Origin of the sequence: Endozoicomonas sp. ALD068, assembly GCF_049310145.1 — a bacterium.
Taxonomy (GTDB): Bacteria; Pseudomonadota; Gammaproteobacteria; order Pseudomonadales; family Endozoicomonadaceae; genus Endozoicomonas_A.
On the sequence record NZ_JBLYNU010000004.1, the window covers coordinates 6,798,598 to 6,823,063 of the forward strand.

11 protein-coding genes are annotated in these 24,466 nt (G+C 48.8%); 1 reads left to right on the forward strand and 10 read right to left on the reverse strand.

The window, feature by feature from the left end:
- Positions 1 to 36: 36 nt before the first annotated feature.
- The 3 genes from ACO6V5_RS24575 to ACO6V5_RS24585 form a co-directional block, all read right to left on the reverse strand.
- Entirely contained in the window at positions 37 to 3,072 is a 3,036-nt protein-coding gene (locus tag ACO6V5_RS24575) for a hypothetical protein (RefSeq protein ID WP_422410348.1), read from the reverse strand.
- Positions 3,069 to 6,188 carry a hypothetical protein gene (locus ACO6V5_RS24580; RefSeq protein ID WP_422410350.1) on the reverse strand — a complete coding sequence of 1,040 codons (3,120 nt, stop codon included), beginning with the start codon at positions 6,186 to 6,188 and terminating at the stop codon, positions 3,069 to 3,071. The genes ACO6V5_RS24575 and ACO6V5_RS24580 overlap by 4 nt, the downstream gene beginning before the upstream one ends.
- Positions 6,189 to 6,304: 116 nt before the next feature.
- Positions 6,305 to 9,388, reverse strand: a complete 3,084-nt coding sequence (locus ACO6V5_RS24585; protein ID WP_422442511.1) for a hypothetical protein — start codon at positions 9,386 to 9,388, stop codon at positions 6,305 to 6,307.
- Between the two features lie 294 nt (positions 9,389 to 9,682).
- Here ACO6V5_RS24585 and ACO6V5_RS24590 point away from each other — a divergent pair, with 294 nt between their 5' ends.
- A complete protein-coding gene (locus ACO6V5_RS24590) occupies positions 9,683 to 11,503 on the forward strand; it encodes a hypothetical protein (protein WP_422413273.1) in 1,821 nt (606 codons plus the stop codon).
- A gap of 105 nt (positions 11,504 to 11,608) precedes the next feature.
- On the opposite strand, the gene ACO6V5_RS24595 is transcribed toward ACO6V5_RS24590, so the two are convergent.
- From ACO6V5_RS24595 to ACO6V5_RS24625, 7 genes are all read right to left on the reverse strand, one after another.
- A complete protein-coding gene (locus tag ACO6V5_RS24595) occupies positions 11,609 to 14,671 on the reverse strand; it encodes a hypothetical protein (RefSeq protein ID WP_422413275.1) in 3,063 nt (1,020 codons plus the stop codon).
- A gap of 157 nt (positions 14,672 to 14,828) precedes the next feature.
- Positions 14,829 to 16,676 (reverse strand): hypothetical protein, encoded by a 1,848-nt coding sequence (locus ACO6V5_RS24600; protein WP_422135109.1) that lies wholly within the window; start codon positions 16,674 to 16,676, stop codon positions 14,829 to 14,831.
- 85 nt (positions 16,677 to 16,761) lie between these two features.
- Complete coding sequence (locus tag ACO6V5_RS24605; protein ID WP_422413277.1) at positions 16,762 to 17,172, reverse strand: hypothetical protein; 411 nt, start codon at positions 17,170 to 17,172, stop codon at positions 16,762 to 16,764.
- Positions 17,173 to 17,340: 168 nt separating this feature from the next.
- Positions 17,341 to 17,652 (reverse strand): CcdB family protein, encoded by a 312-nt coding sequence (locus ACO6V5_RS24610; RefSeq protein ID WP_422413279.1) that lies wholly within the window; start codon positions 17,650 to 17,652, stop codon positions 17,341 to 17,343.
- The gene (locus ACO6V5_RS24615; protein ID WP_422135106.1) at positions 17,653 to 17,874 is read right to left on the reverse strand and encodes a type II toxin-antitoxin system CcdA family antitoxin; all 222 of its coding nucleotides are present in this window, start codon (positions 17,872 to 17,874) and stop codon (positions 17,653 to 17,655) included. It lies immediately after the preceding gene.
- 166 nt (positions 17,875 to 18,040) lie between these two features.
- Positions 18,041 to 21,139: a hypothetical protein gene (locus tag ACO6V5_RS24620; RefSeq protein ID WP_422135105.1), complete on the reverse strand. Its 3,099-nt coding sequence runs from the start codon at positions 21,137 to 21,139 to the stop codon at positions 18,041 to 18,043.
- Between the two features lie 125 nt (positions 21,140 to 21,264).
- Positions 21,265 to 24,408, reverse strand: coding sequence for a hypothetical protein (locus ACO6V5_RS24625; RefSeq protein WP_422135104.1), 3,144 nt, complete (start codon positions 24,406 to 24,408; stop codon positions 21,265 to 21,267).
- Between the last annotated feature and the right edge of the window lie 58 nt (positions 24,409 to 24,466).

Consider the following 24,466-nt stretch of genomic DNA (forward strand, 5'->3'; position numbering starts at 1 on the left):
ATCATTAGAGTGATTAACCTGGAAAAAGTTCCGGTCTTATTTCTTCTCTGGCACCAGCATTTTCCGTTCTTTCGGGAAGCCATCGTTGGTAAAGTAGGGGCGCTGCTCGCTGAGCACGGCAATACCACGCTTGCTCAGCACTTCCCGGGCTTCCTCCGAATCCAGCGTTTGCTGGGTCAAGGTGCCTGTATTCATCCGTATACCTTCGCTCTTCAGCCGCTGCACCTCTTGCGCTATTGCCTGTTGTGTTGCCGGGCTCAACAGTGACGGGTCATGTTCGTACTGCATTTTTTCCAGCAGTGTCATTCCGGCCGGAATCGTCACCTGCCCAAGATCATACCAGCTGTTATGAATACCATAAGTGATCCCTTTGTTCTGATCCGCCTTGCAGGCCTGGTGGCTGGGGTCTGAACAGACAATAATACCGGCCAGCTGAGCTATTTTGCGCCGGACATTGTCGTCAATAAACTGGTTCATTCTCTGCACTGGCTCAGTTGTCCATTCAAAGTTTTCAGAGATCTTTGAGCCATTGTCGTTCAGACCGTAGACTTGGGTGTAGTTTTTTTTGCGCTCATCCAGAAGTTGTCCTGTTATTCGCGCCAGATCAGCCGCACCGTGCATGGCGGCTTCCAGGTGACGTTGGAATTCAGTTTTGTTACCAGACTCGGAGGTAAACTGACTGGTCAGCTGCAATGGTATGTCAAGACGTCTGGCGTCAAATCCCGGAGGTTGAGTCACCGTTAATCCGGGAAAATCAGCCCCAACCCCGCAACCACGAATAACGTCCATTCGATCCGCAAAGCGTAATATGCGCAGGTACCAGCGTAAAGGGTCAGGCAGGTTCTGCTGGTCTTTACCCTCAACATCGTTTTCCTTGCTGGTCATCACCTGTTCCATATCATCCAGCAACTGCACAGAATAGCGTCCGGTCAGGTCCCGCCTGAAATACTCAGCTGACTTTGATTCCTCAGCTGATTTGTCGACATCTTCGGCAGCCGCATCATGGTAGATAATCGCCAGAGACAAGAGTTCTTTTTCATCCGGGCTCAGGGAGCACAGCTGAAATTTCTCCAGCAATTCCATATACCAGTGCCCATTATTCCTGGCCCGCAGGACATGGCTGCAGCTGTGCTGCGGCTTCCATACTGCTGGCATTGTTGGTCTGACCAGGCACTGGATCACCCGTTCCGGTCCAGGACGGCGGTAATAGTGCTGCAATATCTTCAGGATGGTTTTTTCATTATCGCCGACATTATCTGGCAGGACCGGTGGTGTGCTGAAGGCGTCCACCACAAACTTTAATGCCGCTGGTGTCTGAGCTGCCAATGCTGTTGCCGATGCGCCAGAATCGTCCAGACCGAGCGATTGTCTGAGGTCCCTGATCTCCCGCTGAGCCTGCCGGACATGCTCTGGCCAATTCTGGTAGAAAGTATGTGTTTCCCGTTGCAGCCACAGGTTTTTGATCCATTGGATATAATCAGTCATGGAAAAGTTACCAATAACTTTCCTGTCGTCCGGGTAATACCATTTCAGAATGTCTTTAAGATCAAGCAGAATCTCTTCGTCCGGGCAAACGTCATAATGAAAAAGGGCCAGCAAGCGTGACTTGATCATGTCGAGCGATATAGAGTCGACAAACACATCAGATAATACCTCTTTCATACACTGCTTTAGTTGCCCTAGACTGTAACCCCGACAGATTCGGTCAAATTCAACGACGATTCCCGGGCAACCGGTTAAAGGTATTCTGCTGAGATGTTCCAGGGTCAGAAAATCAAATGGAGCAAAAGCAGCCACCAGATAATTCATTACGCCCACTGGCATTACCGGTTCTGAGCTATTGTTCATGTTGTCAATTTCGGAAGCAGCAGTTCCCAGCTTTGCCCCGCTCTGCAGAAGCAGGTGAAGTAAGCGACAAGCTTCTTCCTCCTGTTTCCGGGTTTGCTCATGCTCTGGCTCACGGTTTCTGTCTATTTCGGAAAACAGCAACAGGTCAAGCAAAGAATCAACAAATCCTTCATGGAAAAAACGCTGGTGAATCGGCAAGCCACTTTGTTTTAATTCCAGAAGCTTTTCATAACTGTAATGACAGGGATCACTGACTAATTTGATGGCCTGTTGCAGTTTATGCCTTACATCCGATGAGACGGTTAACTCCGAACTCAGTGCTTTTGCTCGCAGCGACATTGGCAGCAGATTCAACATGTCTCTGAAATGGTCTGGGGCTAAGCCCTGTGAAAACGCAAAATCATTCAGAGCACGCTCATTCGTGTTCAGGTTTACACTGTTCAGCTCGTCATCAAAATAGACCTGTACAGAGCCTGTGCGGTGGCAATAAACGACCAGAGGCAAGTTTTTAATCTTCAATACCTTTTCACACTGAGACCTGTCCCTCAGGATGTCGGAAATATTTATCTGTGCATCGTTGTAAGCAAAGAAGCATTTGATGTCTTCTTTACCATATTTGCCAAGCACCAGTTCCGGGAAATCATCTGAGCGGGTAGTATCGTCGGGCTTCAATTTAGGTAAACTGAACGTCCCGTCCGCTCGCAGACACCCCGAGGTGAAACGAAGAGGATAAACTCTCCAGAAGATTTGATTGCCACGTTCAAGACACCTGTTAAGCAATGATTGCAGATGAGGCAGCAATTTCACTGACAGTGTTTCCGGAGTTAAGTCAGGCTCTAGCAGCAGTTTTCTGGTCCCTGCGTCACGTTTATAAACGTACAGGCATTGTGGATCAACAATGCCCACCATCCATTCACCATAATCTTCTGGCACGCGCCCGGTGGGCATCATCTCTCCCGGCAGGGCGAGGGTGAAGGGTCTTGGTGCCCCCTTACCCGAAAAGTAATCGTTTTCTTTGGTCAACTCAATTCGCCGGAACGCCAGACGCCCAGTCTCAGCGGCCTGCAGTAGCTTCTGTCGCTCAGACTCTCCGGGGTGAAGCAGCCTGCTGGTCGATTCGCAGACAGTCCATTGACCAGAGGCTGTTACCGACCGGGTGTCAAGCTTTGGTTGAGGGGGAGGGTAGAAGCTCGCAGAGGTTCCCGTTCCCTGGGCAACGTTCATGGTAATACTCCTGTATAACTTACTACCTGCTCACTTCCATATGGATCTACTTCCTCTGCTGGCGTACTCTGAGCATCAGGTACCGCCATCTTCTTTGGCACCAGCATTTCCCGTTTTCCCGGCAGGCCATCCCTGGTAAAGTAGGGATGCTGCTCGCTGACCACCGCAATACCTCGCTCCTTCAGCACTTTTCGGGCTTCCTCCGAAGTCAGCGTTTCCTGGGTCAAGGTGCCCGGATTCATCCGTATACCTTCGCTCTTCAGCCGCTGCACCTCTCGCTCTATTGCCTGTTGTGTTGCCGGGCTCAGCAGCGACGGGTCATGTTCGTACTGCATCTTTTCCAACAGCGTCATTTCGGCCGGAATCTTCACCTGCGCCAGATCATACCCGCTGTTATGAATGCCATAGGTGATCCCTTTATTCTGATCAGCCTTGCAGGCTTGGTGGCTGGGATCTGAACAGACGACAATTCCCGCCTCCTTAGCTATTTTGCGGCGAACGTTGTCGTCAATAAACTGGTCCATTCTCTGCACTGGCTCGGTTGTCCACTCAAAGTTTTCAGAGATCTTGGAGCCATTGCCAATCAGACCGTAGACTTTGGTGTAATCTTTGTTGCGCTGATCGTGAAGTCGCCCGGTTACCCGCGCCAGATCAGCCGCACCATGCATGGCGGCTTCCAGATGACGTTGGAATTCACTCTTGTTGTCAGGCCCGGAGGTAAAGTCTTCAGTCAGCTGCGTTGGTAAGTCAAGAAGTCCAGCGTTAAAACCCCGGGTTCGAGTCGCCGTTAATCCGGGAAAATCAGCCCCAACCCCGCAACCACGGATAACGTCCGTGCGATCCGCAAAGCGTAATATGCGCAGATACCAACGCACTGACACAGACAGGTTCTGCTGGTCTTTACCCTTAACATCGTTTTCCTTGTTGATCATTGCCTCTGCCATATCAGCCAGCAGGGGGGCAGGGTAGCGTCCGGTCAGGTCCCGTTTGAAATATTCTGCTGAACTTGTTTCCTCTTCTGTTTTGTCGACATCTTCGGCAGCCGCATCGTGGTAGATAATCGCCAGCGACAGGAGTTCTTTTTCTTCTTCGCTAAAGTAACGCTGCTGAAATTTGTTCAGCAATTCCATATACCAGTGCCCATTATTTCTGGCCCGCAGGACATGACTGCAGCTGTGCAGCGGTTTCCACACTGTTGGCATGGTTTTTCTGTGAAGGCTCTGGATTACCCGCTCCGGTCCCGGACGGCGGTAATAATGCTGCAATACCTTCAGGATGGTTTTTTCATTATCGCCGGTATGATCTGGCATGACCGGCGGCCTGTTGAAGGCGTCCACCATAAACCGCAATGCTTTTGATGTTATGGCTGCTGATGGGGTAGCCAGATTGTGAGAATTGCCCGGATCCAGAGATCGTTTCAGTTCCCGGATGTCCTGCTTAGCCTGCTGGACATGCTTTGACCAATTCTGGTAGAAAGGATGTGTTTCCCGATGCTTCCATAGTTCATCAACCCATTGGATATAATCAGCCACAGAAAAATCATCAATAACCTTCTTACCCTCTGGGTGAGACCATTCCAGACTTCCTTTGAGCCTGAGCAGAATTTTTTTGTCGGGGCAATCACCGTAACGAAAGAGGGCCAGTAAGCGTTGCCTGTGCATGTCGAGGTTTGAGTATGAAGGCGCATCAGATATAACCTCTTTCATATATTGCTTAAGTTGCTCTTGACCGAGACCCTTACAGATTCGGTCAAATTCAACAACACTCCCCGGGCAACCGGTTAAAGGTATTCTGCTGAGATGCTTCAGGGTCAGAAAATCAAATGGAGCAAAGGCAGCCACCAAATAATTTATGACACCCGTCGGCATTACCGGTTGTAAGGCACTTCCCATAGAGGCAATGTGTTGAATAACAGTTCTTTCCAGCCCTGCACCACTTTGCAGAAGCAGCTTGAGTAAGCGACAAGCTTCTTTTTCCTGCTCCCCGGTTTGCTCATGCTCTGGCTCAGAGTTTCTGCACGCTTCGGAAAGCAGCAACATGTCCAGCAAAGATCGAACACTTCCGTGATGAATAAAACTCTGGTGAATTGGCAAGCCACTTTGTTTTAATTTCAGAAGTTTCTCGTAACTGTAAAAACGGGGATTCCTCACCAGCTTGATGGCCTGTTGCAATTTACCCATAACCTTCGTTGAGTCGGTTAATTTTGAACTCAGCGCCACTGCACGCGAAGACATTGGCAGCAGGTTTAACAGGGCTCTGAAATGTTCTGGGGCCAGGCACAGTGAAAACGCAAAATCATTCAGAGAGTGCTCATTTCTGGCCAGGCGTTTACTGTCCAGCTCATCATCAAAATAGACCTGTACAGAACCAGTGCGGTGGCAATAAACAACCAGGGGCAGGGGGTCAAGCTGAAATTCCTTTTCACATTGATGCTTGTCCAGCAGGATATCGGCAATATTTATCTGAGCATCGTTGTATACACAAAAGCATTTGATGTCTTCTTTGCCATATTTGGTGAGCACCAGTTCCGGGTAATCAGCTGAGAAGGTGCCATCGCCGAGTTTCAATTTTGGTAAACTGAACGTTCCGTCCGCTTGCAGATGTCCCGAGGTGAAACGAGGATAAACTCCCCAGACAATCTTATCAGCACGCTCAAGAAGTCTATCGTGCAATGATTGCAGATCAGGCAGTTGCTTTACACCCAGTTGATTTGGGCCAGTGCCCCACGCCAGTTGCTGGGTGTTAGCATCACGTTTGTAGATATGCAGGCATTGAGGATTAACAACGCCTACCATCCATCTACCGCATCTTTCTGATACGGTCCCAGTGGGCGCCATCTTCCCCGGCAGGGCGAGGGTGAAGGGCCTTGGTGCCCCCTTACCTGAAAAGTTATTTTTTTCTTCAGTCAATTCAATTCGGCGAAACGCCAGGCGTCCACTCTCAGCAGCGTGAAGTAGCTCTTGTCGAGCAGACTCCCGGCGATCATTGGGTAGCAGCTTGCTGGTCGATTTGCGCAATGCCCATCGGCCTGAGGCTTTTACCGACGGGGTGTCAAACTTTGATTGAGAGGGAGGGTATGGGCTCGCAGAGGTCCCCGTTCCCTGGGCAACATCCATGGTAATACTCCTGCAAAAACAAATTACCTACCCACTTCCATATGGGGGTTTACAGTAATTTAGAGTCACTGGCTGGCGAAAAGTTCCATGTTCATAGTGGCATTATCACAGAAAGATCAAAGGATTTTATCGTTCTTTTCCTGCTGAGGATCAAGCTTCACTATTTTCTTTGGCACCAGCATTTCCCATTCTTTCCGGAAGCCATCGTTGTTAAGGTAGGGACGCTTCTCGCTGATCACGGCAATACCTCGCTGTTTCAGTACTCCTCGGGCTCCCTCCGAATGTAGTGTTTTCTGCGTCAAGGTGCCCGTATTCATCCGTATACCTTCGCTCTTCAGTCGCTGCACTTCTTGCTCTATTGCCTGTTGTGTGGCCGGACTCAGCAGCGACGGGTCATGTTCGTACTGCATCTTTTCCAGCAGTGTCATTTCGGCCGGAATCGCTACCTGCTGGAGATCATACCAGCTGTTATGAATACCATAAGTGATCCCATTGTTTTGATCCGCCTTGCAGGTTCGGTGTTTGCCGTCTGAACAGACAATAATTCCGGCCTCCTGAGCGATTTTGCGCCGAACATTGTCGTCAATATACCGGTTCATTCTCTGCACTGGCTCAGTTGTCCATTCAAAGTTTTCAGAGATCTCTGAACCATTGCCAATCAGACCGTAGACGTGGGAGTAGTTTTTTTTGCGCTGATCTCGCAGTGGTCCGGTTACCTGCGCCAGATCAGCCGCACCGTGCATGGCGGCTTCCAGATGCCGTTGGAATTCAGTTTTGTTGTCAGTGTCGGAGGTAAACTGTTCGGTCAGCTGCGATGGTATGTCAAGACGTCTGGCGTCAAATCCCAAAGGTCGAGCCACCGTTAATCCGGGAAAATCAGTCCCAACCCCGCAACCACGGATAACGTCCATTCGATCCGCAAAGCGTAATATGCGCAGATACCAGCGCACGGACTCAGACAGGTTTTGCTGATCGCCGCCCATGACATCGTTTTCCTTGCTGGTCATCGCCAGTGCCATATCCTTCAGTAGCTGTTCAGGGTAGTGCCCTGTCAGGTCCCGTTTGAAGTAATCAGCTGACGCTGATTCTTCCATTGATTTGTCAACATCTTCGGCAGCCGCGTCATGGTAGATAATGGCCAGAGACAGGAGTTCTTTTTCATCCGGTTTCAGGGAACACTGCTGAAATTTCTCCAGCAATTCCATATACCAGTGCCCATTATTCCTGGCTCTCAGGACATGACTGCAACTGTGCAGTGGTTTCCACACTGCTGGCATGAACTTTGTGAGGCTCTTGATGACTCGTTCCGGTCCTGGTCGGCGGTAATAATGCTGCAATACTTTCACGATGGTTGCTTCATTATCGCCGACATTTTCAGGCAGGACCGGCGCTTTGCTGAAGGCGTCCACCACAAACTGTAATGCCTTGCTTCTCTCGGTTGCCAATACTGTTGCCTGGTTGTGAGAAGCGTCCGGAGCGAGTGATTGCTTCAGATTCCTGATCTCCTCCTGAGCCTGCCGGACACGCTTTGGCCAATTCCGGTAGAGAGGATAGGTTTCCCGTTGCTCCCACAGATTTTCAATCCATTCGATGTAATCAGCCATGGAAAAATCACCAATAACCTTCTTGTCTTTAGGGTAAAGCCACTCCATATCGTCTTTAAGATCATTCAGAAAGTCTTGGTCCGGGATAGCCTTATAATGAAACAAGGCCAATAAGTGGGACTGAATATCTTCGAGGGTTGGAGCCAGCCTGGTTGTCACATAAAGTGATGCCCTGTTCAAACAGGCCTGATTTTGCAGTTGACTGTTGCCCCGACAGATTCGGTCAAATTCAACGATGCTCCCCGAGCAACTGATTAAAGGTAATCGACAGAGATGTTGCAGGTTCAGGAAGTCAAATGGAGCATAACCAGCCACCAGACAATTGAATATGCCCACTGGCATTGCAGATTCATTCCTGGATGCCATATCGCTGATGAGTTCCAGACCAAATTCAGTCAGCCTTGTCCCGCTCTGCAAGAGCAGCTGAAAACATCGGTAAGCTTCTTCCTCCTGCTGCTTCCTGATTTGCTGTTCCTGAACATCATTGTGTCTGAATATTTCGCTGTGCATGAGAAAATCAAGCAAAGATCTAATACCCGCGATGTGAAAAAAAGGCTGCTCAACCGGCAATCCATTACGTTTTAATTCCAGAAGCCGCTCGTAACTGTAACAATAGGGATTACTCAGCAGCTTGATGGCTTCTTGCAGATTGTGGACAAGATCCGGTGGGATGTTTAATTCTGAACTCAGTGCCTCCGCCCGCAAAGACATTGGCAGCAGATTTAACACGGCTCTGAAATTTTCTGAGGCTACGCCCCTTAAAAACGCAAAATCATTCAGAGAATGCTCATTTCTGGCCAGGTGTTTACTGTCCAGCTCATCGTCAAAATAGACCTCAACAGAACCTGTTTCGTGGCAATAAACGACCAGTGGCAAGGGTTTAAGCTGCAATTCCTTTTCACACTCACGCTTTTCCAGAAGGATATCGGATATATTCATCTCTGCATCCTTGTAAACACACAAGCATTTGATGTCTTCTTTAGCGTATTTGGCGAGCACCAGTTCTGGGTAATCCAGTGAGAAAATCTTTTCGCGGGGTTTCAATTTTGGCAAACTGAACGTCCCATCCGCTTGCAGGTGCCCCGAGGTGAAACGAGGATAAACTCTCCAGATGACTTGATCGCTAAACTCAAGACGTCTACTAAGCACAGATTGCAGGTTAGGCAGCAGTTTTACTTGCAGTGAATCCGGACTGAAACCATGCTTCTCCTTCAGCCTTTCAGTCCCTGCATCACGTTTATAGACGTACAGGCATTTTGGATCAACAATGCCCACCATCCAGTGACTAAAGCCTCTCGATATGCGCCTGGTAGGCATCATCCGCCCCGGCAGGGCGAGGGTGAAGGGTCTTGGTACTCCCTTACCCGAAAAGTAATCTATTTCATCCGTCAATTTAATGCGCCGTAATGCCAGGCACCCACTCTCAGCAGCTCGCAGTAGCTTTTGTCGTTCGCACTCCCTGGGATGATGCGGTAGCCGTTTGCCAGTCGCTTCGCAGACTGTCCATTGGCGAGAGGTTGTTACCGACCGGGTGTCAAAGTTTGATTCGGGTTGAGGTGCTGGGCACGGGGTCGCTGAGGTTTGGGCGACATCCATGGTAGTACTCCTTTAAAACTTATTATTTACCTGCTTTCGATTGGGGATTCTGTCGTCGTTAGAGTAACTGGCCGGTAAAAAGTTCCATTTCATACCAGTCGTGCTTTCTAACTCCCTATTGCGCTGAAGATTTGGGCCTTAATCCTGCCTTGGCGATCCTGCATTTTCATAGCGAGAACAAGGGAAATCTACTTTCAGGTGTCCGCCCTGTGCCCGGGCACTGATAGTTAAGCACTGCTGCAAACCGTGGACTATCTTATCTGGGCATTCATAAACCGGAGAAGGTGGGTATTTATGAATCACTCCATTTCCCGATTCCCTGAGACAGCAAAGCGAATGACATTTTTTTATCGTGGCAAGGTTAAACACTGGATTGTCACAGCCCTTAACCTCACCGCTATAGCTTGCCCCTGTTCTAAACTGCTGGCAAAAAACCCTTTACCAACGCCAGTTGTGGAGGTGCTTGCCGGAGATAAAACAACAAAAGAGACTAACTTCCTGGACGACTTGATTAACCATAATGCTTTCATGGGGTTAACTGCTCCTTTTGCTCTCGACCCAAATGCAACCCATCTTATTTTCGCCATGAACCATAACAATGAGCAGGGCGAAAAAAAGAGTGAGCATTCAGAAGAACCAGAGGGAGCCGGGGCACAACAGCTGCAGCCTTTAATGACCATTCCGCTCCCGCCAATGTCCCATGCACAAATTACTGCCATTATCCAGGGGCTGGATACCGGCCTTTACCAAGACACCCTGAACACTCTGTTGGCCTGGCTCCCGGAAGCCTCCGACAGTGGCAACCTGACCATTGCAGACATGATTGAGCAAGTGAAGCAAACACTCAACATTGAGCCTGACCCAGACCAGGAAAAGATGATGGAAGTTCTGTCTTCTATCCAGGGTACTGAATCGCCTGTCGATTTGACCAAACCAGAAGATCGGGAGAGCCTGGCAAGGTTACTGGTGAGTTACTATGCGGCCATCCATTCAAGAGGAGCATCCCAGGAGGCTTATGATTTTTTTGACTCATTCCTGCTGTATGCCACTGGCTTGTCGGGTATCGAGAGGCTCGAGGCCAGAAAAGGAGAGCTGTTAGGTACAAAAGAACCCATAGAAAGTCACTTAATAATGGGAAATGTTAAAGAATCTGCATCCGTCTTCTCTGGACTGAAGTTGTTGCAAAAAATGCGCCTCAGGCTTTTGCGACGACTGTGGGCCCCCTCAGAATCCATAAATCTCTTTAGATATTTGCAACGTCTGGAGATCCCCATGGAAACTGAAGAGCTCCTTGAGCATTTGCAACGAATCGCAACCCCCTCAGAAAGAACACTCAGTCTTTTCCGGCGAATATTGAACCCCTCAGGAATTCTAAAATTCGAGAAATTCGAGGAACCCCCAGATCCAACGCTAGAATACGCATCCTCTCTGCTCAACCGTTGCCTTGATATGTACGAAATACCGTTTTACGAGCGTACTATAAGTTCAACTGAACGAACGTTAGAAGTGATAAAAGAACAGGCTGAAAACAGACCTGTAATCATTGCCTCGAATAATCAGTTTACCACTTTGATGAATGCCATAAGCCTTATTCTTGACCGATTCAAGATACAAGACGCTGACGAACTTATAGACAACATGTCGAGCTATTTCAGCCAATCAAATTGGGATCAGACCATTACTGACTCTGAAGGGAAAGAACAGAAATTATTTGATGTATTCAAAAAGGTAATCACTGATGCAAAAGAAAACCCGGGAAATGAAAACCCTCAATTATTTCAAGAATTGCTTCTCGCCATAGAAAAATACCTATCGCAACATTTAGAAAAAATGTTTATGCATGAAGTTGATCGCCAAGTCATATTTTCAAACCTTGTCCATGGATTTTCTGACCTGCGCAGACAATCAAGGGCTCAGTTGGAAATGCTTGAGCCAGCTACAGACACTCATACCAGTGATCAGGCTGATGAAGCCCAACATGACGAGGCAGCAAAGGCGCAAAAAGGAAAGGAACTCAGCAACGAAGCGAAGAAGAGAAAATACTTGAAAGAACGGATAAAATACCTGGACGATTTCAACTTTCGGTTCGGCAGTAAATATGGTAACTGGGCGTGACCCTTAACCTTCTTCCAGACCGGCTGCCAGCAGCAGACTTCCCGGCATGCTGCTGGCACTTAAGACTGTCCTGCACGGCAACTGCGCATCCATGCAGTCGTACTCTCAATCAAGCTTTGCCTTCTTCTCTGGCACCAGCATTTCCCATTCTTTCGGGAGTTCGTCATAGGTAAAGTAGGGGCGTTTCTCGCTGACCACGGCAATACCTCGCTGTTTCAGTACTCCCCGGGCTTCCTCCGAAAGCAGTGTTGCCTGCGTCAAGGTGCCCAGGTTCATCTGTATACCTTCGCCACTCAGCCGTTGTACCTCTTGCTCTATTGCCTGTTGTGTTGCCGGGCTCAGCAGCGACGGGTCATGTTCGTACTGCATCTTTTCCAGCAGCGTCATTCCGGCCGGAATCGCCACCTGCCTCAGGTCATACCAGCTGTTATGAATGCCATAAGTGATCCCTTTACTTTGATCAGCCTTGCAGGCCTGGTGGCCTGGGTCTGAACAGACAATGATTCCGGCCTCCTGAGCGATTTTGCGCCGGACATTGTCATCAATAAACTGGTTCATTCTCTGCACTGGCTCAGTGGTCCATTCAAAGTTTTCAGAGATCTTTGAACCATTGCCAATCAGACCGTAAACTTCGGTGTAGTTTTTTTTGCGCCAATCCCGGAGTAGTCCGGTTACCCGGGCCAGATCGGCTGCACCGTGCATAGCGGCTTCCAGATGCCGTTGGAATTCAGTTTTGTTGTCAGTATCGGAGGCAAACTGTTCGGTCAGCTGCGATGGTATGTCAAGGAGTCTGGCGTCAAATCCCGAAGGTCGAGCCACTGTTAATCCGGGAAAATCAGCCCCAACCCGGCAACCACGGATAACGTCCATTCGATCCGCAAAACGTAGTATGCGCAGATACCAGCGCACGGACTCAGACAGGTTCTGCTGATCGCCGCCCATGACATCGTTTTCCTTGCTGGTCATCGCCAGTGCCATATCCTTCAGTAGCTGTTCAGGGTAGTGTCCTGTCAGGTCCCGTTTGAAATACTCAGCTGACGTTGATTCTTCCACTGATTTGTCAACATCTTCGGCAGCCGCGTCATGGTAGATAATGGCCAGAGACAGGAGTTCTTTTTCATCCGGTTTCAGGGAACATTGCTGAAATTTCTCCAGCAGTTCCATATACCAGTGCCCATTATTTCTGGCCCGCAGGACATGACTGCAACTGTGCTCTGGTTTCCACATGGTTGGCATGGTCTGACTGCCAAGGCTCTTGATGACTCGTTGTGGTCCGGGACGGCGGTAATAATGTTGCAATACTTTCAGGATGGTTGTTTCATTATCGCCGACATTGTCAGGCAGGACTGGTGGTTTGCTGAAGGCGTCCACCACAAACTGTAATGCCTTTGGTGTTTCGGTTGTCAATGGTGTTGCCTGGTTGTGAGAAGCGTCCAGGCTCAGTGATTGTTTCAGATTGCTGATGTCCTCCTGAGCTTGCAGGACATGCTTTGGCCAATTCTGATACAAAGGATAGGTTTCCCGTTGCTTCCACAGACTTTCAAGCCATTTGATGTAATCAGCCACGGACAAATCAGCAATAGTCTCATTGCCGTCGTAGCAGTAATACTCCAGATCCTCTGCAAGATCATTCAGAAAGTCTTCGTCCGGGATAGCCTCATAACGAAACAAAGCCAATAAGTGGGACTGAATATGTTCGAGGGGCAGACCCAGCCTGGTTTTTGTACAAAGTGATACCTCTTTCAAACAGGCCTGATTTTGCAGTTGACTGTTGCCCCGACAGATTCGGTCAAATTCAACGATGCTCCCCGGGCAACCGATTAAAGGTAACTGACTGAGATGTTCCAGGTTCAGGAAGTCAAATGGAGCATAAGCAGCCACCAGACAATTGAATAGGCCCGCTGGCATTGCAGATTCATCCTCATATTCCATGCGGCTGATGAGCTTCACACCAAATTCAGTCAGCCTTGTCCCGCTCTGCAAAAGCAGCTGAAATAACCGGCAAGCTTCTTTCTCCTGCTGCTCCCTGATTTGCTGTTCCTGAAGCTCATTGTGTCTGAATATTTCACTATGCAGGAGAAGATCAAGCAAAGATCTGATTCCCGCCGTACGGAAAAAAAAGGGGGACTTAAGAGGCAGACCACTGAGTTTCAATGCCAGAAGCTGCTGGTAACTGTAACAAGAGGGATTAATCAACAGCTTGATGGCTTCTTCCAGTTTATGCACAAGATTCGGAGGAATGGTTAATTCTGATGAACTCAGTGCTTTCGCTCGCAAAGGCATTGGCAGCAGATTTAACAGGGCTCTGAAATGTTTAAAGGCTATGCCTTGTGAAAACGCAAAATCATTCAGAGAATGCTCATTGCTGGCCAAGTGTTCACTGTGCAGCTCATCGTCAAAATAGACCTGAACAGAGCCTGTGCGGTGGCAATAAACGACCAGTGGCAAGGATCCAAGCTGCAACTCCTTCTCGCACTCACGCTTGTCCAGCAGGATATCGGATATATTCATCTTTGCATCCTTGTAAACGCAAATGCATTGGATGTCTTCCTTCCTGTAGTGGGCGAGTAACAGTTCCGGGAAATCATCTGTACGGGCACATGGACCAGATTTCAACTTTGGCAAACTGAACGTCCCATTCGCTTGCAGATGCCCCGAGGTGAAACGAGGATAAACTCTCCAGATGACCTGATCGCCACGCTCAAGACGTCTATCGAGCAAAGATTGTAGATGAGGCAGTAGTTTTACTCCCAGTTTATCCGGAGTTAAGTCAGGCTCTACCATCAGCTTCCTGGTAATCGCGTTACGTTTATAAGCATACAGGCATTGTGGATCAACAATGCCTACCATCCATTTCCCAAACCCTTTCCCAATGCGCGCGTTAGGCATCATCCTCCCCGGAAGGGCGAGGGTGAAGGGTCTTGGTGCTCCCTTGCCAGAAAAGTATTTTCTCTCTCTGGACAAATCAATGCGCCTGAGCGCCAGACGTCCACTCTTGGCAGCCTGCAGTAGCTTGTGCCGTTCACACTCTCTGGGATGATGCAGCAGCCGTTTGCCAGTCGGTTCGCAGACTGTCCATTGGCCAGAGGCTGTTACCGACCGGGTGTCAAAGTTTGATTCGGGTTGAGATGGTGGGCACGGGCTCGCAGCGGTCTGGGCAACATCCATGCTAATACTCCTGTATAACTTATTGTTTACCTGCTCTCGTTTGCAGAGATTCTGAAGTCCTTAGAGTAACTGGCTGCTGTAAAGTTCCATCTCAGCTAATTTTTAAGGCAAGATCAAAGGATTTTGTCAGTCTTTTCCTGCTGGTTTGTCCTGAGCATCAAGCTTGGTTATTTTCTTTGGCACCAGCATTTCCCGTTCTTTCGGGAAGCCATCGTTGGTAAAGTAGGGACGCTTCTCGCTGACCACGACAATACCTCGCTGTTTCAGTACTGTCTGGGCTTCCTCCGAAAACAGCGTTTCCTGCGTCAAGGTGCCCGTATTCATCCGTATACCTTCGCTCTTCAGCCGTTTTCTGGTAGAAAGGATGCGTTTCCCTTTGCTTCCATAGTTTTTCAACCCATTGGATATAATCCGCCACGGAAAAATCATCAATAACTTTCTTGCCGTCGGGGTAATAGCAGTCCAGCGTTCGTTTAACTCTATACAGAGTCTCCAAGTCCAGGTCAGTATAATGAAAGAGGGCTAGTAAGCGGGTCCTGATAATTTTGAGGGGGCGAGAGTGTAAACAGACATCATAGAGTACCTCTTTCATGCATTTCTGAAGTTGCTTTTGAGTTTGAGCCCGACAGATTCGGTGAAATTCAACGACGCTGCCCGGGCAATGGATTAAAGATATTCTGCGCAGATGTTTCAGGGTCAGACAATCAAATGGAGCAAAGGCAGCCACCATATAATTCATTGTGCTCGCTGGTATGACCGTTTGCATGTCATCCGCCATGGCGTGAATGCTTGAAATAGCAGTCCCCAGCCTTGCCCCGCTCTGCAGAAGCAGCTGAAGTAAGCGACAAGCTTCTCTCTCCTGCCGGGTTTGCTCCTCCCCAGACCCTTCGTTTCTGGACCTTTCGGAAACCAGCAAGATGTCGAGTAAAGATCGAACCTTTCCTTTGTAAAAAAAATCCAGGTGAATTGGCAAGCCACTTTCTTTTAATTTCAAAAGCCCCTCATAATTGTAAGAACGAGGATGACTCACCAGCTTGATGGCTTGTTGCATTTTGTGCACCAGGTTAGGTGGGACGCTTAATTCCGAACTCAGTGCCTCTGCCCGCAAAGATATTGGCAGCAGATTTAACAGGGCCCTGAAATGCTCCGGGGCTATGCCCTGTGAAAACGCAAAATCATTAAGAGACTGCTCATTTCTGGCCAATTGTTTACTGTCCAGCTCATCTTCAAAACAGACCTCGACAGAACCTGTGCGCTGGCAATAAACAGTCAGAGGCAAGGATTTAAGCTTTAATTCCTTTTCACACTGACGCTTGTCCTGCAGGATATCAGCAATATTTATCCCTGCATCCTTGTAAACACAGAAGCATTTGATGTCTTCTTTGCCGTAGCTGCTGAGCACCAGTTCCGGGTAATCAATTGAGTGGGCGACATCGTCAGGCTTCAATTTGGGTAAACTGAACGTCCCGTCGGCTAGCAGATGCCCCGAGGTGAAACGGTGAGGATAAGTTCTCCAGAAGACCTGATCACCATGCTCAACAAGTCTAGCGAGCAACGATTGCAGATCAGGCAGTAATTTCACTCTCAGAGTATCCGGAGTTACGTCAGACTCCGCCAGCAGCCGTCTCGTGGATGCGTTACGTTTATAGAGATACAGGCATTGCGGATCAACAATGCCTACCATCCATTTACCATACCTTTGTGGTACGGGCCCGGTGGGCATGATCCCCTCAGGCAGGGCGAGGGTAAAGGGTCTTGGTACTCCTATACCCGAAAAGTAATTGTCTTCTTTAGTTAATTCAATTCGCCGGAACGCCAGAAGCCCACTCTCAGCGGCCCACAGTAGCTCTTGTCGCTCTGATTCCCTGGGGTGGCAGGGTAGCCGCTTGCGGGTTGATTCGCAGACTGTCCACTGGCCGGAGGCAGTTACCGACCGGGTGTCATAATTTGCTTGAGAAGGAGTGCATTGGCTGGCAAAGACACCCGTTCCCTGGGCAACATTCATTGAAATACTCCAAACTTGCCATTCACTCTTTAAACCAGTGGTTGTCAAAAGGCAATCCACTGGATTTTGTTGTTGGGTGGCGTAGTTATTTCTGAACGTGGTTTACGATGATGGCGAGAGTTTTTTCTATTTTGTCAAAACGTTCGTCGTGCTGGTCAAAACGTTTGTCGTGCTGGTCAAGACGTTTGTCGAGCTGGTCAAAACGTTCGTCGTGCTGGTCAAGACGTTTGTCGAGCTGGTCAAAACGTTTGTCATGCTGGTCAAAACGTTTGTCATGCTGGTCAAAACGTTTGTCGTGCTGATCAAAACGTTTGCGGTTCTCAGACTGGTAAGCCTCGATCTTTCGGTCTTGCCGCTCAAACATGAGCCGGGTCTCTCGCTGGTTTTCGAGCACAATCTTCTGTGTTTCCCCAGTAATCTCGATGAGCCGATGTACAGCGTTATCCAGCGATTCAAAATGGGATTCAAGTCTCTCTACACGAAGTTCCAGTGACATACTGCGTACCATTATCATTTGTTGAAGGAGCAGTCAGCATAGCAGACATTGAGAGGGGGGGGCCGGACAGATATGAAAACACTCAGCGGGCTGCTGCTGATCCTGTCAGCCTTATACATGGTGCTTATGGGGATAGATTATTTCTATCCCCAGTTTTTGCTGTCAGTGTTAGCCGATGCCTGTGAACAGGCGGTCTATGGCAGAAATAATATCACTACGCTGCTCCTGCATACTGGCCACTTTTTTGCCGATGAAGTGATTGGGAATAGATGCCAGCTGCGGAATAACCAGCATCCATTCTTCATCGTCCACAACAGTTTGGGGGCATACCTGCAATGCTTTTTTGTAACGGTGACTGCGGCTTAGAGGAGCAACAACCGATTGGTCGTCGAACTGAATTAAACTCGACTGAAGCACTACAACATAAGGATACTTGTCTGCATTATCGGCGGTGTTCAAACACACATCGAACTGTGTCATTTAGAATGTCCTCATGCCATCACTGAACAAACCATCTTCTTTAATGACTTGTTCAATTTCTTCCATGGCTTCCTTGTAAAGTTTCTTCAAACGCTCTTCCTCCAAACTTCTGACTTCAGCCTTAACGCCTTGTTCGGCGGCAGAAGAAATATTAATGTTCAACTCACGAGCCTTCTCTAACACCTCGTCATCAATGGTCACTGTGGTTTTACTTTTGCTCATGCTAATACCTACTTATTCAGTGTTTTGGTTAGTATAACAGGTGCATATCAGAACTGTTTCCCATACTTCCCAACCGCTTCAGCAGACAGCTTGCTCATTGGAGTAACTGTCTGGTAAAAAGTTTCACCAGGGGGCCACCGCCCGAAGATGAATTTCAATAGAGGGATCAAAGGATTGCACATGCACGCCCCGCTGGCGCATTCTGCTGAGCATTAAGCTTTGGCACCAGTATTTCCGGTTCTCTCGGGAAGCCCTCGTTGCTGAAGTAGGGACGCTTCTCGCTGACCACGGTAATACCACGCTTTTTCAGCACTTTTCGGGCTTTCTCGGAAGCCAGTGTTTTTTGAGTCAAGGTGCCCAGATTCATTCGTATCCCTTCGCTCTTGAGCCGCTGTATCTCTTTCTTCAACGCCTGTTGTGTTGCCGGACTCAGCAGCGACGGGTCATGTTCGTACTGCATCTTTTCCAGTAGCGTCATTCCGGCTGGAATCTCAACCTGTCCCAGATCATGCCAGCTGTTGTGAATACCACGAATGATCCCTTTTTTCTGATTAGCTTTGCAGGCTTTGTGGCCGGGATCTGAACAGACAATAATGCCAGCTTCCTGTGCCATTTTGCGTCGGACATTGTCGTCAATAAACTGGTTCATTCTCTGCAAAGGCTCGGTTGTCCATTCAAAGTTTTCAGAGATATTGGAGCCACTGTCGTTCAGGCCATAGACTTTGGTGTAGTTTTTTCTGCGATAATCCTGAAGATGCCCGGTTACCCGCGCCAGATCAGCCGCACCGTGCATGGCAGCTTCCAGATGACGTTGGAATTCACTCTTGTTGCCAGGCTCGGAGCTGAACTCTTTAGTCAGCTGCGCTGGTAAGTCAAGACGTGTAGCGTCAAAACCCGGAGGTCGAGTCACTGTTAAACCGGGAAAATAGGGCGCAACCCCAAAACAACGGATAACGTCCATTCGATCCGCAAAGCGCAATATGCGCAGATACCAGCGCACAGGGTCAGGCAGGTTCTGTTCATCTTTACCATTGACATCGTTTTCTTTGCTGATCATCGCCATTGCCATATCAGCCAGCAGCTGTTCAGGGTAATGCCCGGTCAGATCCCGTTTGAAGTACTCGGCTGACCTTGTTTCTTCCGCTGATTTGTCAACATCTTCGGCAGCTGCATCATGGTAGATAATTGCTAGAGACAGGAGTTCTTTTTCTTCTTTGCTCAGGGAACACTGCTGAAATTTCTTCAGCAATTCCATATACCAGTGCCCATTATTTCTGGCTCGCAGGACATGACTGCAACTGTGCAGGGGTTTCCACACTGCTGGCATGGTCTGTCTGCCCAGACTCTGGATCACCCGCTCCGGTCCCGGACGGCGGTAATAATGCTGCAATACCTTCAGGATGGTTTTTTCATTGTCGCCGACATTATCTGGCAGGACCGGCGGCTTGCTGAAGGCTTCTACCACAAACTGTAATGCCGCTGGTGCCGTGGCCGCCATGGGTGTTGTCGATGTACCAGAATCGCCCAGACCGAGCGATTGTTTCAGATTCTCTATGTCCCGATGAGCCTGTTGAACATGCTCTGGCCAATTCTGGTACAAAGCATGTGTTTCTCGCTGATCCCATAGTTTTTCAAGCCAGTTGATATAATCATCCTGAGAAATACCCGCAATGACTCTATTACCTTTGGGATATTCCTTCTGCACATAGGATTCAAAAGATTTCAGAACGTTTTTGTCCAGAGAAGCTCCGAAGTGAAACAGGGCCAGCAAGAAAGACTGGATGGTGTCGAGAGAAGGGAGAATACGATCATTCAGATATTGCCGTAATAACTGTTCCAGAGTGTCCTGGCGTTGCGGTTGGCTTAGCCCCCGGCAAATACGGTCAAATTCAATAACGGCTCCCGGACAGGCGGTCAAGGAGACCCTCCTGAGATGAAGCAGAGTCAGGAATTGAAATGGTCTAAAGGCAACCAGCATACAATTCATTATGCCCGGTGGCATTGTAAAAGAGAGAGAGTCGTCCATCCGGTAAATGAAGCTCAAGCACCACTTTTTCGGCAGACTTGCCCCACTTTGCAAAATCAGCCGAAACATTCGATAGGCTGTTTCCTCCTGTTTCTGAGTTTGCTCCTGATCAGTCTTTTCGTTTCTGAACATTTCCTGAGTCAGGAGCATTTCAAGCAAAGATTGAAAACGTCCTTTATGAAAAAAAGGCTGGTGAATGGGTAAGCCACCCTGTTTTAATTTCAGAAGCCCCTCGTAACTATAACAACGAGGATTTTGCACCAGCGTGATCGCCTGTTGCAATTTGTGCTCGGCATCTGGTGAGACGGTTAATTCCAGACTCAGTGCCTTTGTCCGCAAAGACATTGGCAGCAGATTCAACATGTCTCTGAAATTTTCCGGCGCTATGCCCTGTGAAATCGCAAAATAATCCAGAAAATCCTCATTCCTGGCCAGGTGTTTATTATCCAGCTCATCATCAAAATAGACCTGAACAGAGCCTGTGCGGCAGCAGTAAACAACCAGAGGCAGGGGGTCAAGTTCCAATTCCTTTTCACACAGACGCTTGTCACGCAGAATCTCGGCAATACTTGTCTGTGCTTCGTTGTATGCACAGAAGCATTTTATGTCTTCTTTGCCATATTGGGTGAGCACCAGTTCCGGGTAGTCGAGTAAAGGGGTGACATTGCCGATTTTCAATTTTGGTAAACTGAACGTTCCATCCTCTTGCAGATGTCCCGAGGTGAAACGATGAGGATAAGCTCTCCAGAGGACTTGATGGCCATGCTCAAGACGTCTAAGAAGTGATGATTGCAGATCAGGCAGTAGTTTTGCTCGCAGCGTTTCCGGAGTGGCGCTTGAATCTATCAGCAAACGTGAAGTAGCTGCATCATATTTATAGGCATACAGGCATTTTGGATCAACAATGCCTACCATCGATTCACCAAAATCCGTTTTTTGCATGGGCCTGGTGGGCATCATTCCCCCCGGCAGGGCGAGAGTGAAAGGCCTTGGTGCCCCCTTACCCGAAAAGTATTCTTTTTCTTCATACAAATCAATTCGCCGGAGCGCCAGGCGTCCAGTCTCTGCGGCCCGCAGTAGCTCTTGTCGCTCAGACTCCCTGGAAGGAGCGGGTAGCAGCCTTCTGGTCGATTCGCAGACTGTCCATTGGCCAGAGGCCGTTACCGACTGGGTGTCAGACTTTGATTGTGTGGGAGGGTAAAGGTTTGCAGTGGTTCCCGTTCCCTGGGCAACATTCATGGTAATACTCCTGTAAAACTTATTACTTACCTGCTTTCCTGTGGGGCTACCTTTTTTTGGAGTCACTGGCTGGCAAAAAGTTCCAACTGGCTGGCAAAAAGTTCCACTTTGACTTCATAGCGAGATCAAAGGACTGAGCACGTCCACCCTTCTGGCGCATTTTGCTGGGCATCAAGCTTTGCTATCTTCTCAGGCACCAGCATTTCCCGTTCTTTCGGGAAACCTTGGTTGGTAAAGTAGGGACGCTTCTCGCTGACCACTGCAATACCTCGCTGTTCCAGCACCTTTCGGGCTTCCTCCGAAGCCAGCGTGGTTTGCGTCAAGGTGCCAGGATTCATCCGAATACCTTCGCTCCTCAGCCGTTGCACCTCTTTCGCTAATGCTTTTTGTGTTGCCGGGCTCAGCAGTGACGGGTCATGTTCGTACTGCATCTTTTCCAGCAGCGTCATTCCGGCAGGAATCGTCACCTGCCTGAGATCATACCAGCTGTTATGAATACCACGAGTGATCCCTTTTTTCTGATCCGCCTTGCAGGCTTTGTGGCTGGGGTCTGAGCAGACAATAATGCCGGCCTGCTGAGCCATTTTGCGGCGGACATTGTCGTCAATAAACTGATTCATTCTCTGCACTGGTTCAGTTGTCCATTCAAAGTTTTCAGAGATCTTTGAACCATCGCTATTCAGACCGTAGACCCGGGTGTAGCTTTTTTTGCGCCGATCTTGAAGCTGCCCGGTTACTCGCGCCAGATCAGCCGCACCGTGCATGGCGGCTTCGAGATGACGCTGGAATTCAGTCTTGTTGTCAGGCTCGGCGGTAAAATCTCGAGTCAGCTGCGCTGGCAGGTCAAGACGTGTAGCGTCAAAACCCAGGGTTCGAGTCACCGTTAATCCGGGAAAATCAGCCCCAATCCCACGGCAACGGATAAAGTCCATTCGATCTGCAAAGCGTAATATGCGCAGATACCAGCGCACAGAGTCAGGCAGGTTCTGTTCATCCTTACCCTCGACATCGTTTTCCTTGCTGACCATTGCCAGCACTATATTCTCCAGCAGCTGTTTGGGGTAGTGCCCGGTCAGGTCCCGTTTGAAGTACTCGGCTGACTTTGTTTCTTCCACTGATTTGTCAACATCTTCGGCAGCAGCGTCATGGTAGATAATCGCCAGAGACAGGAGTTCTTTTTCTTCTTTGCCCAGAGAACACTGCTGAAATTTCTTCAGCAATTCCATATACCAGTGCCCATTATTCCTGGCTCGCAGGACATGACTGCAACTGTGCAGGGGTTTCCACACTGCTGGCATGGTCTGTCTGCCAAGGCTCCGGACCACCCGTTCCGGTCCCGGACGGCGGTAATAATGCAGCAATACCTTCAGAATGGTTTTTTCATTATCGCCGACAGTATCTGGCAGGACCGGCGGCTTGCTGAAGGCGTCCACCACAAACTTTAATGCCGCCGGTGCCTGAGCTGACAATGCTGTTGCCGATGGGCCTGAATCGACCTGATCGAGAGATTGTTGCAGGTCCCTGATGTCCCGTTCAGCCTGCCGGACATGCTCCGGCCAATTCTGGTACAAAGAATGTGTTGCTCGTTGATCCCACAGTTTTTTAAGCCATGTGATGTAATCATCCGCAGAAAAATCAGCAATAACTTTCTTACCTTCAGGATATTCCTTACGCAAATAGGATTGAAAAGATTTCAGAAAGTTTTTGTTCAGGGAAGCTCCGAAGGAAAACAGGGCTAGCAACTGAGACTCGACGGTGTCGAGAGTGGGACGGTAACAATCGTTCAAATGTTGCCGCAATATCTGTTCCAGAGCGTCCTGCCGTTGCTGTTGACTAAGCCCCTGGCAAATGCGGTCAAATTCAACAAGGGCTCCCGGACAGGTGGACAAAGCGATCTTCCTGAGATGGAGCAGAGTCAGGAATTGAATGGGTCTAAAGGCAACCAGCATACAATTCATTATGCCCGGTGGCATTATGTAAGAGAGAAAGCTGTCCATTCGGTAAATGAAATACAGGCACCACTTTTTCGGCAAACTTGCCCCACTTTGCAAAATCAGCCGAAACATTCGGTAGGCTGTTTCTTCCTGTTGCTGAGATTGCTCCTGAGCAGAGTTTTCGTTTCTGATCATTTCCAGAACAGTGTTTTCGTTTCTGATCATTTCCTGAGTCAGGAGCATTTCAAGCAAAGATTCAAAATCTCCTTCCTGAAAAAAAGGCTGGTGAATTGCCAAGCCACTCTGTTTTAATTTCAGAAGCTCCTCGTAACTGTAAAAACGAGGATTACTGACCAGTTTGATGGCCTGTTGTAACTTTTGCCTGGCATCTGCAGAGACGGTTAATTCCGAACTCAGTGCCTCTGTCCGCAAAGACATTGGCAGAAGATTCAACATGGCTCTGAAATTTTCCGGGGCTATGCCCTGTGAAATCGCAAAATAATCCAGAGAATCTTCATTCCTGGCCAGGTGTTTATTGTTCAGCTCATCATCAAAATAAACCTCAACAGAACCTGTGCGATAGCAATATATAACCAGAGGCAGGGGGGATTTAATCTTCAATACCTTTTCACACTGACGCTTGTCCCCCAGGATCTCGGCAATATTTATCTGTGCATCTTTGTATGCACAGAAGCATTTGATGTCTTTTTTGTCATATTGGGTGAGCACCAGTTCCGGGTAGTCGAGTAAAGGGGTGTCATTGTCGGATTTCAATTTTGGTAAACTGAACGTTCCATCCTCTTGCAGATGTCCTGAGGTAAAACGATGAGGATAAACTCTCCAGATGACCTGATTGCCATGCTCAAGACGTCTATTGAGCGATGATTGCAGATCAGGCAATAGTTTTGCACGCAGTGTTTCCGGAGTGACGCCGGGCTCTATCAGCACACGTCCAGTAGATGCATCATATTTATAGACATACAGGCATTGTGGATCAACAATGCCTACCATCCATTTACCAAAATCTGCTTTTGGCATGGGCCTAGTGGGCATCATTCCCCCCGGCAGGGCGATTGTGAAGGGCCTTGGTGCCCTCTGACCCGAGAAGTAATCGTTTTCTATATTCAATCTGATTCGCCGAAACGCCAGGCGTCCAGTCTCTGCGGCTCGCAGTAGGTCTTGTCGCTCAGACTCCCTGGAAGGAGCGGGCAGCAGCCTGCTGGTGGATTCGCAGACTGTCCATTGGCCAGAGGTCGTTACCGACTGGGTGTCAGACTTTGATTGCGTGGGAGGGTAAAGGTTTGCAGAGGTTCTCGTTTCGTGAGTAACATTCATTGGAAATCTCCAAAATTAATATTTACCACTTTCGTAAAGGTGATTTCTGCGCTTTTAG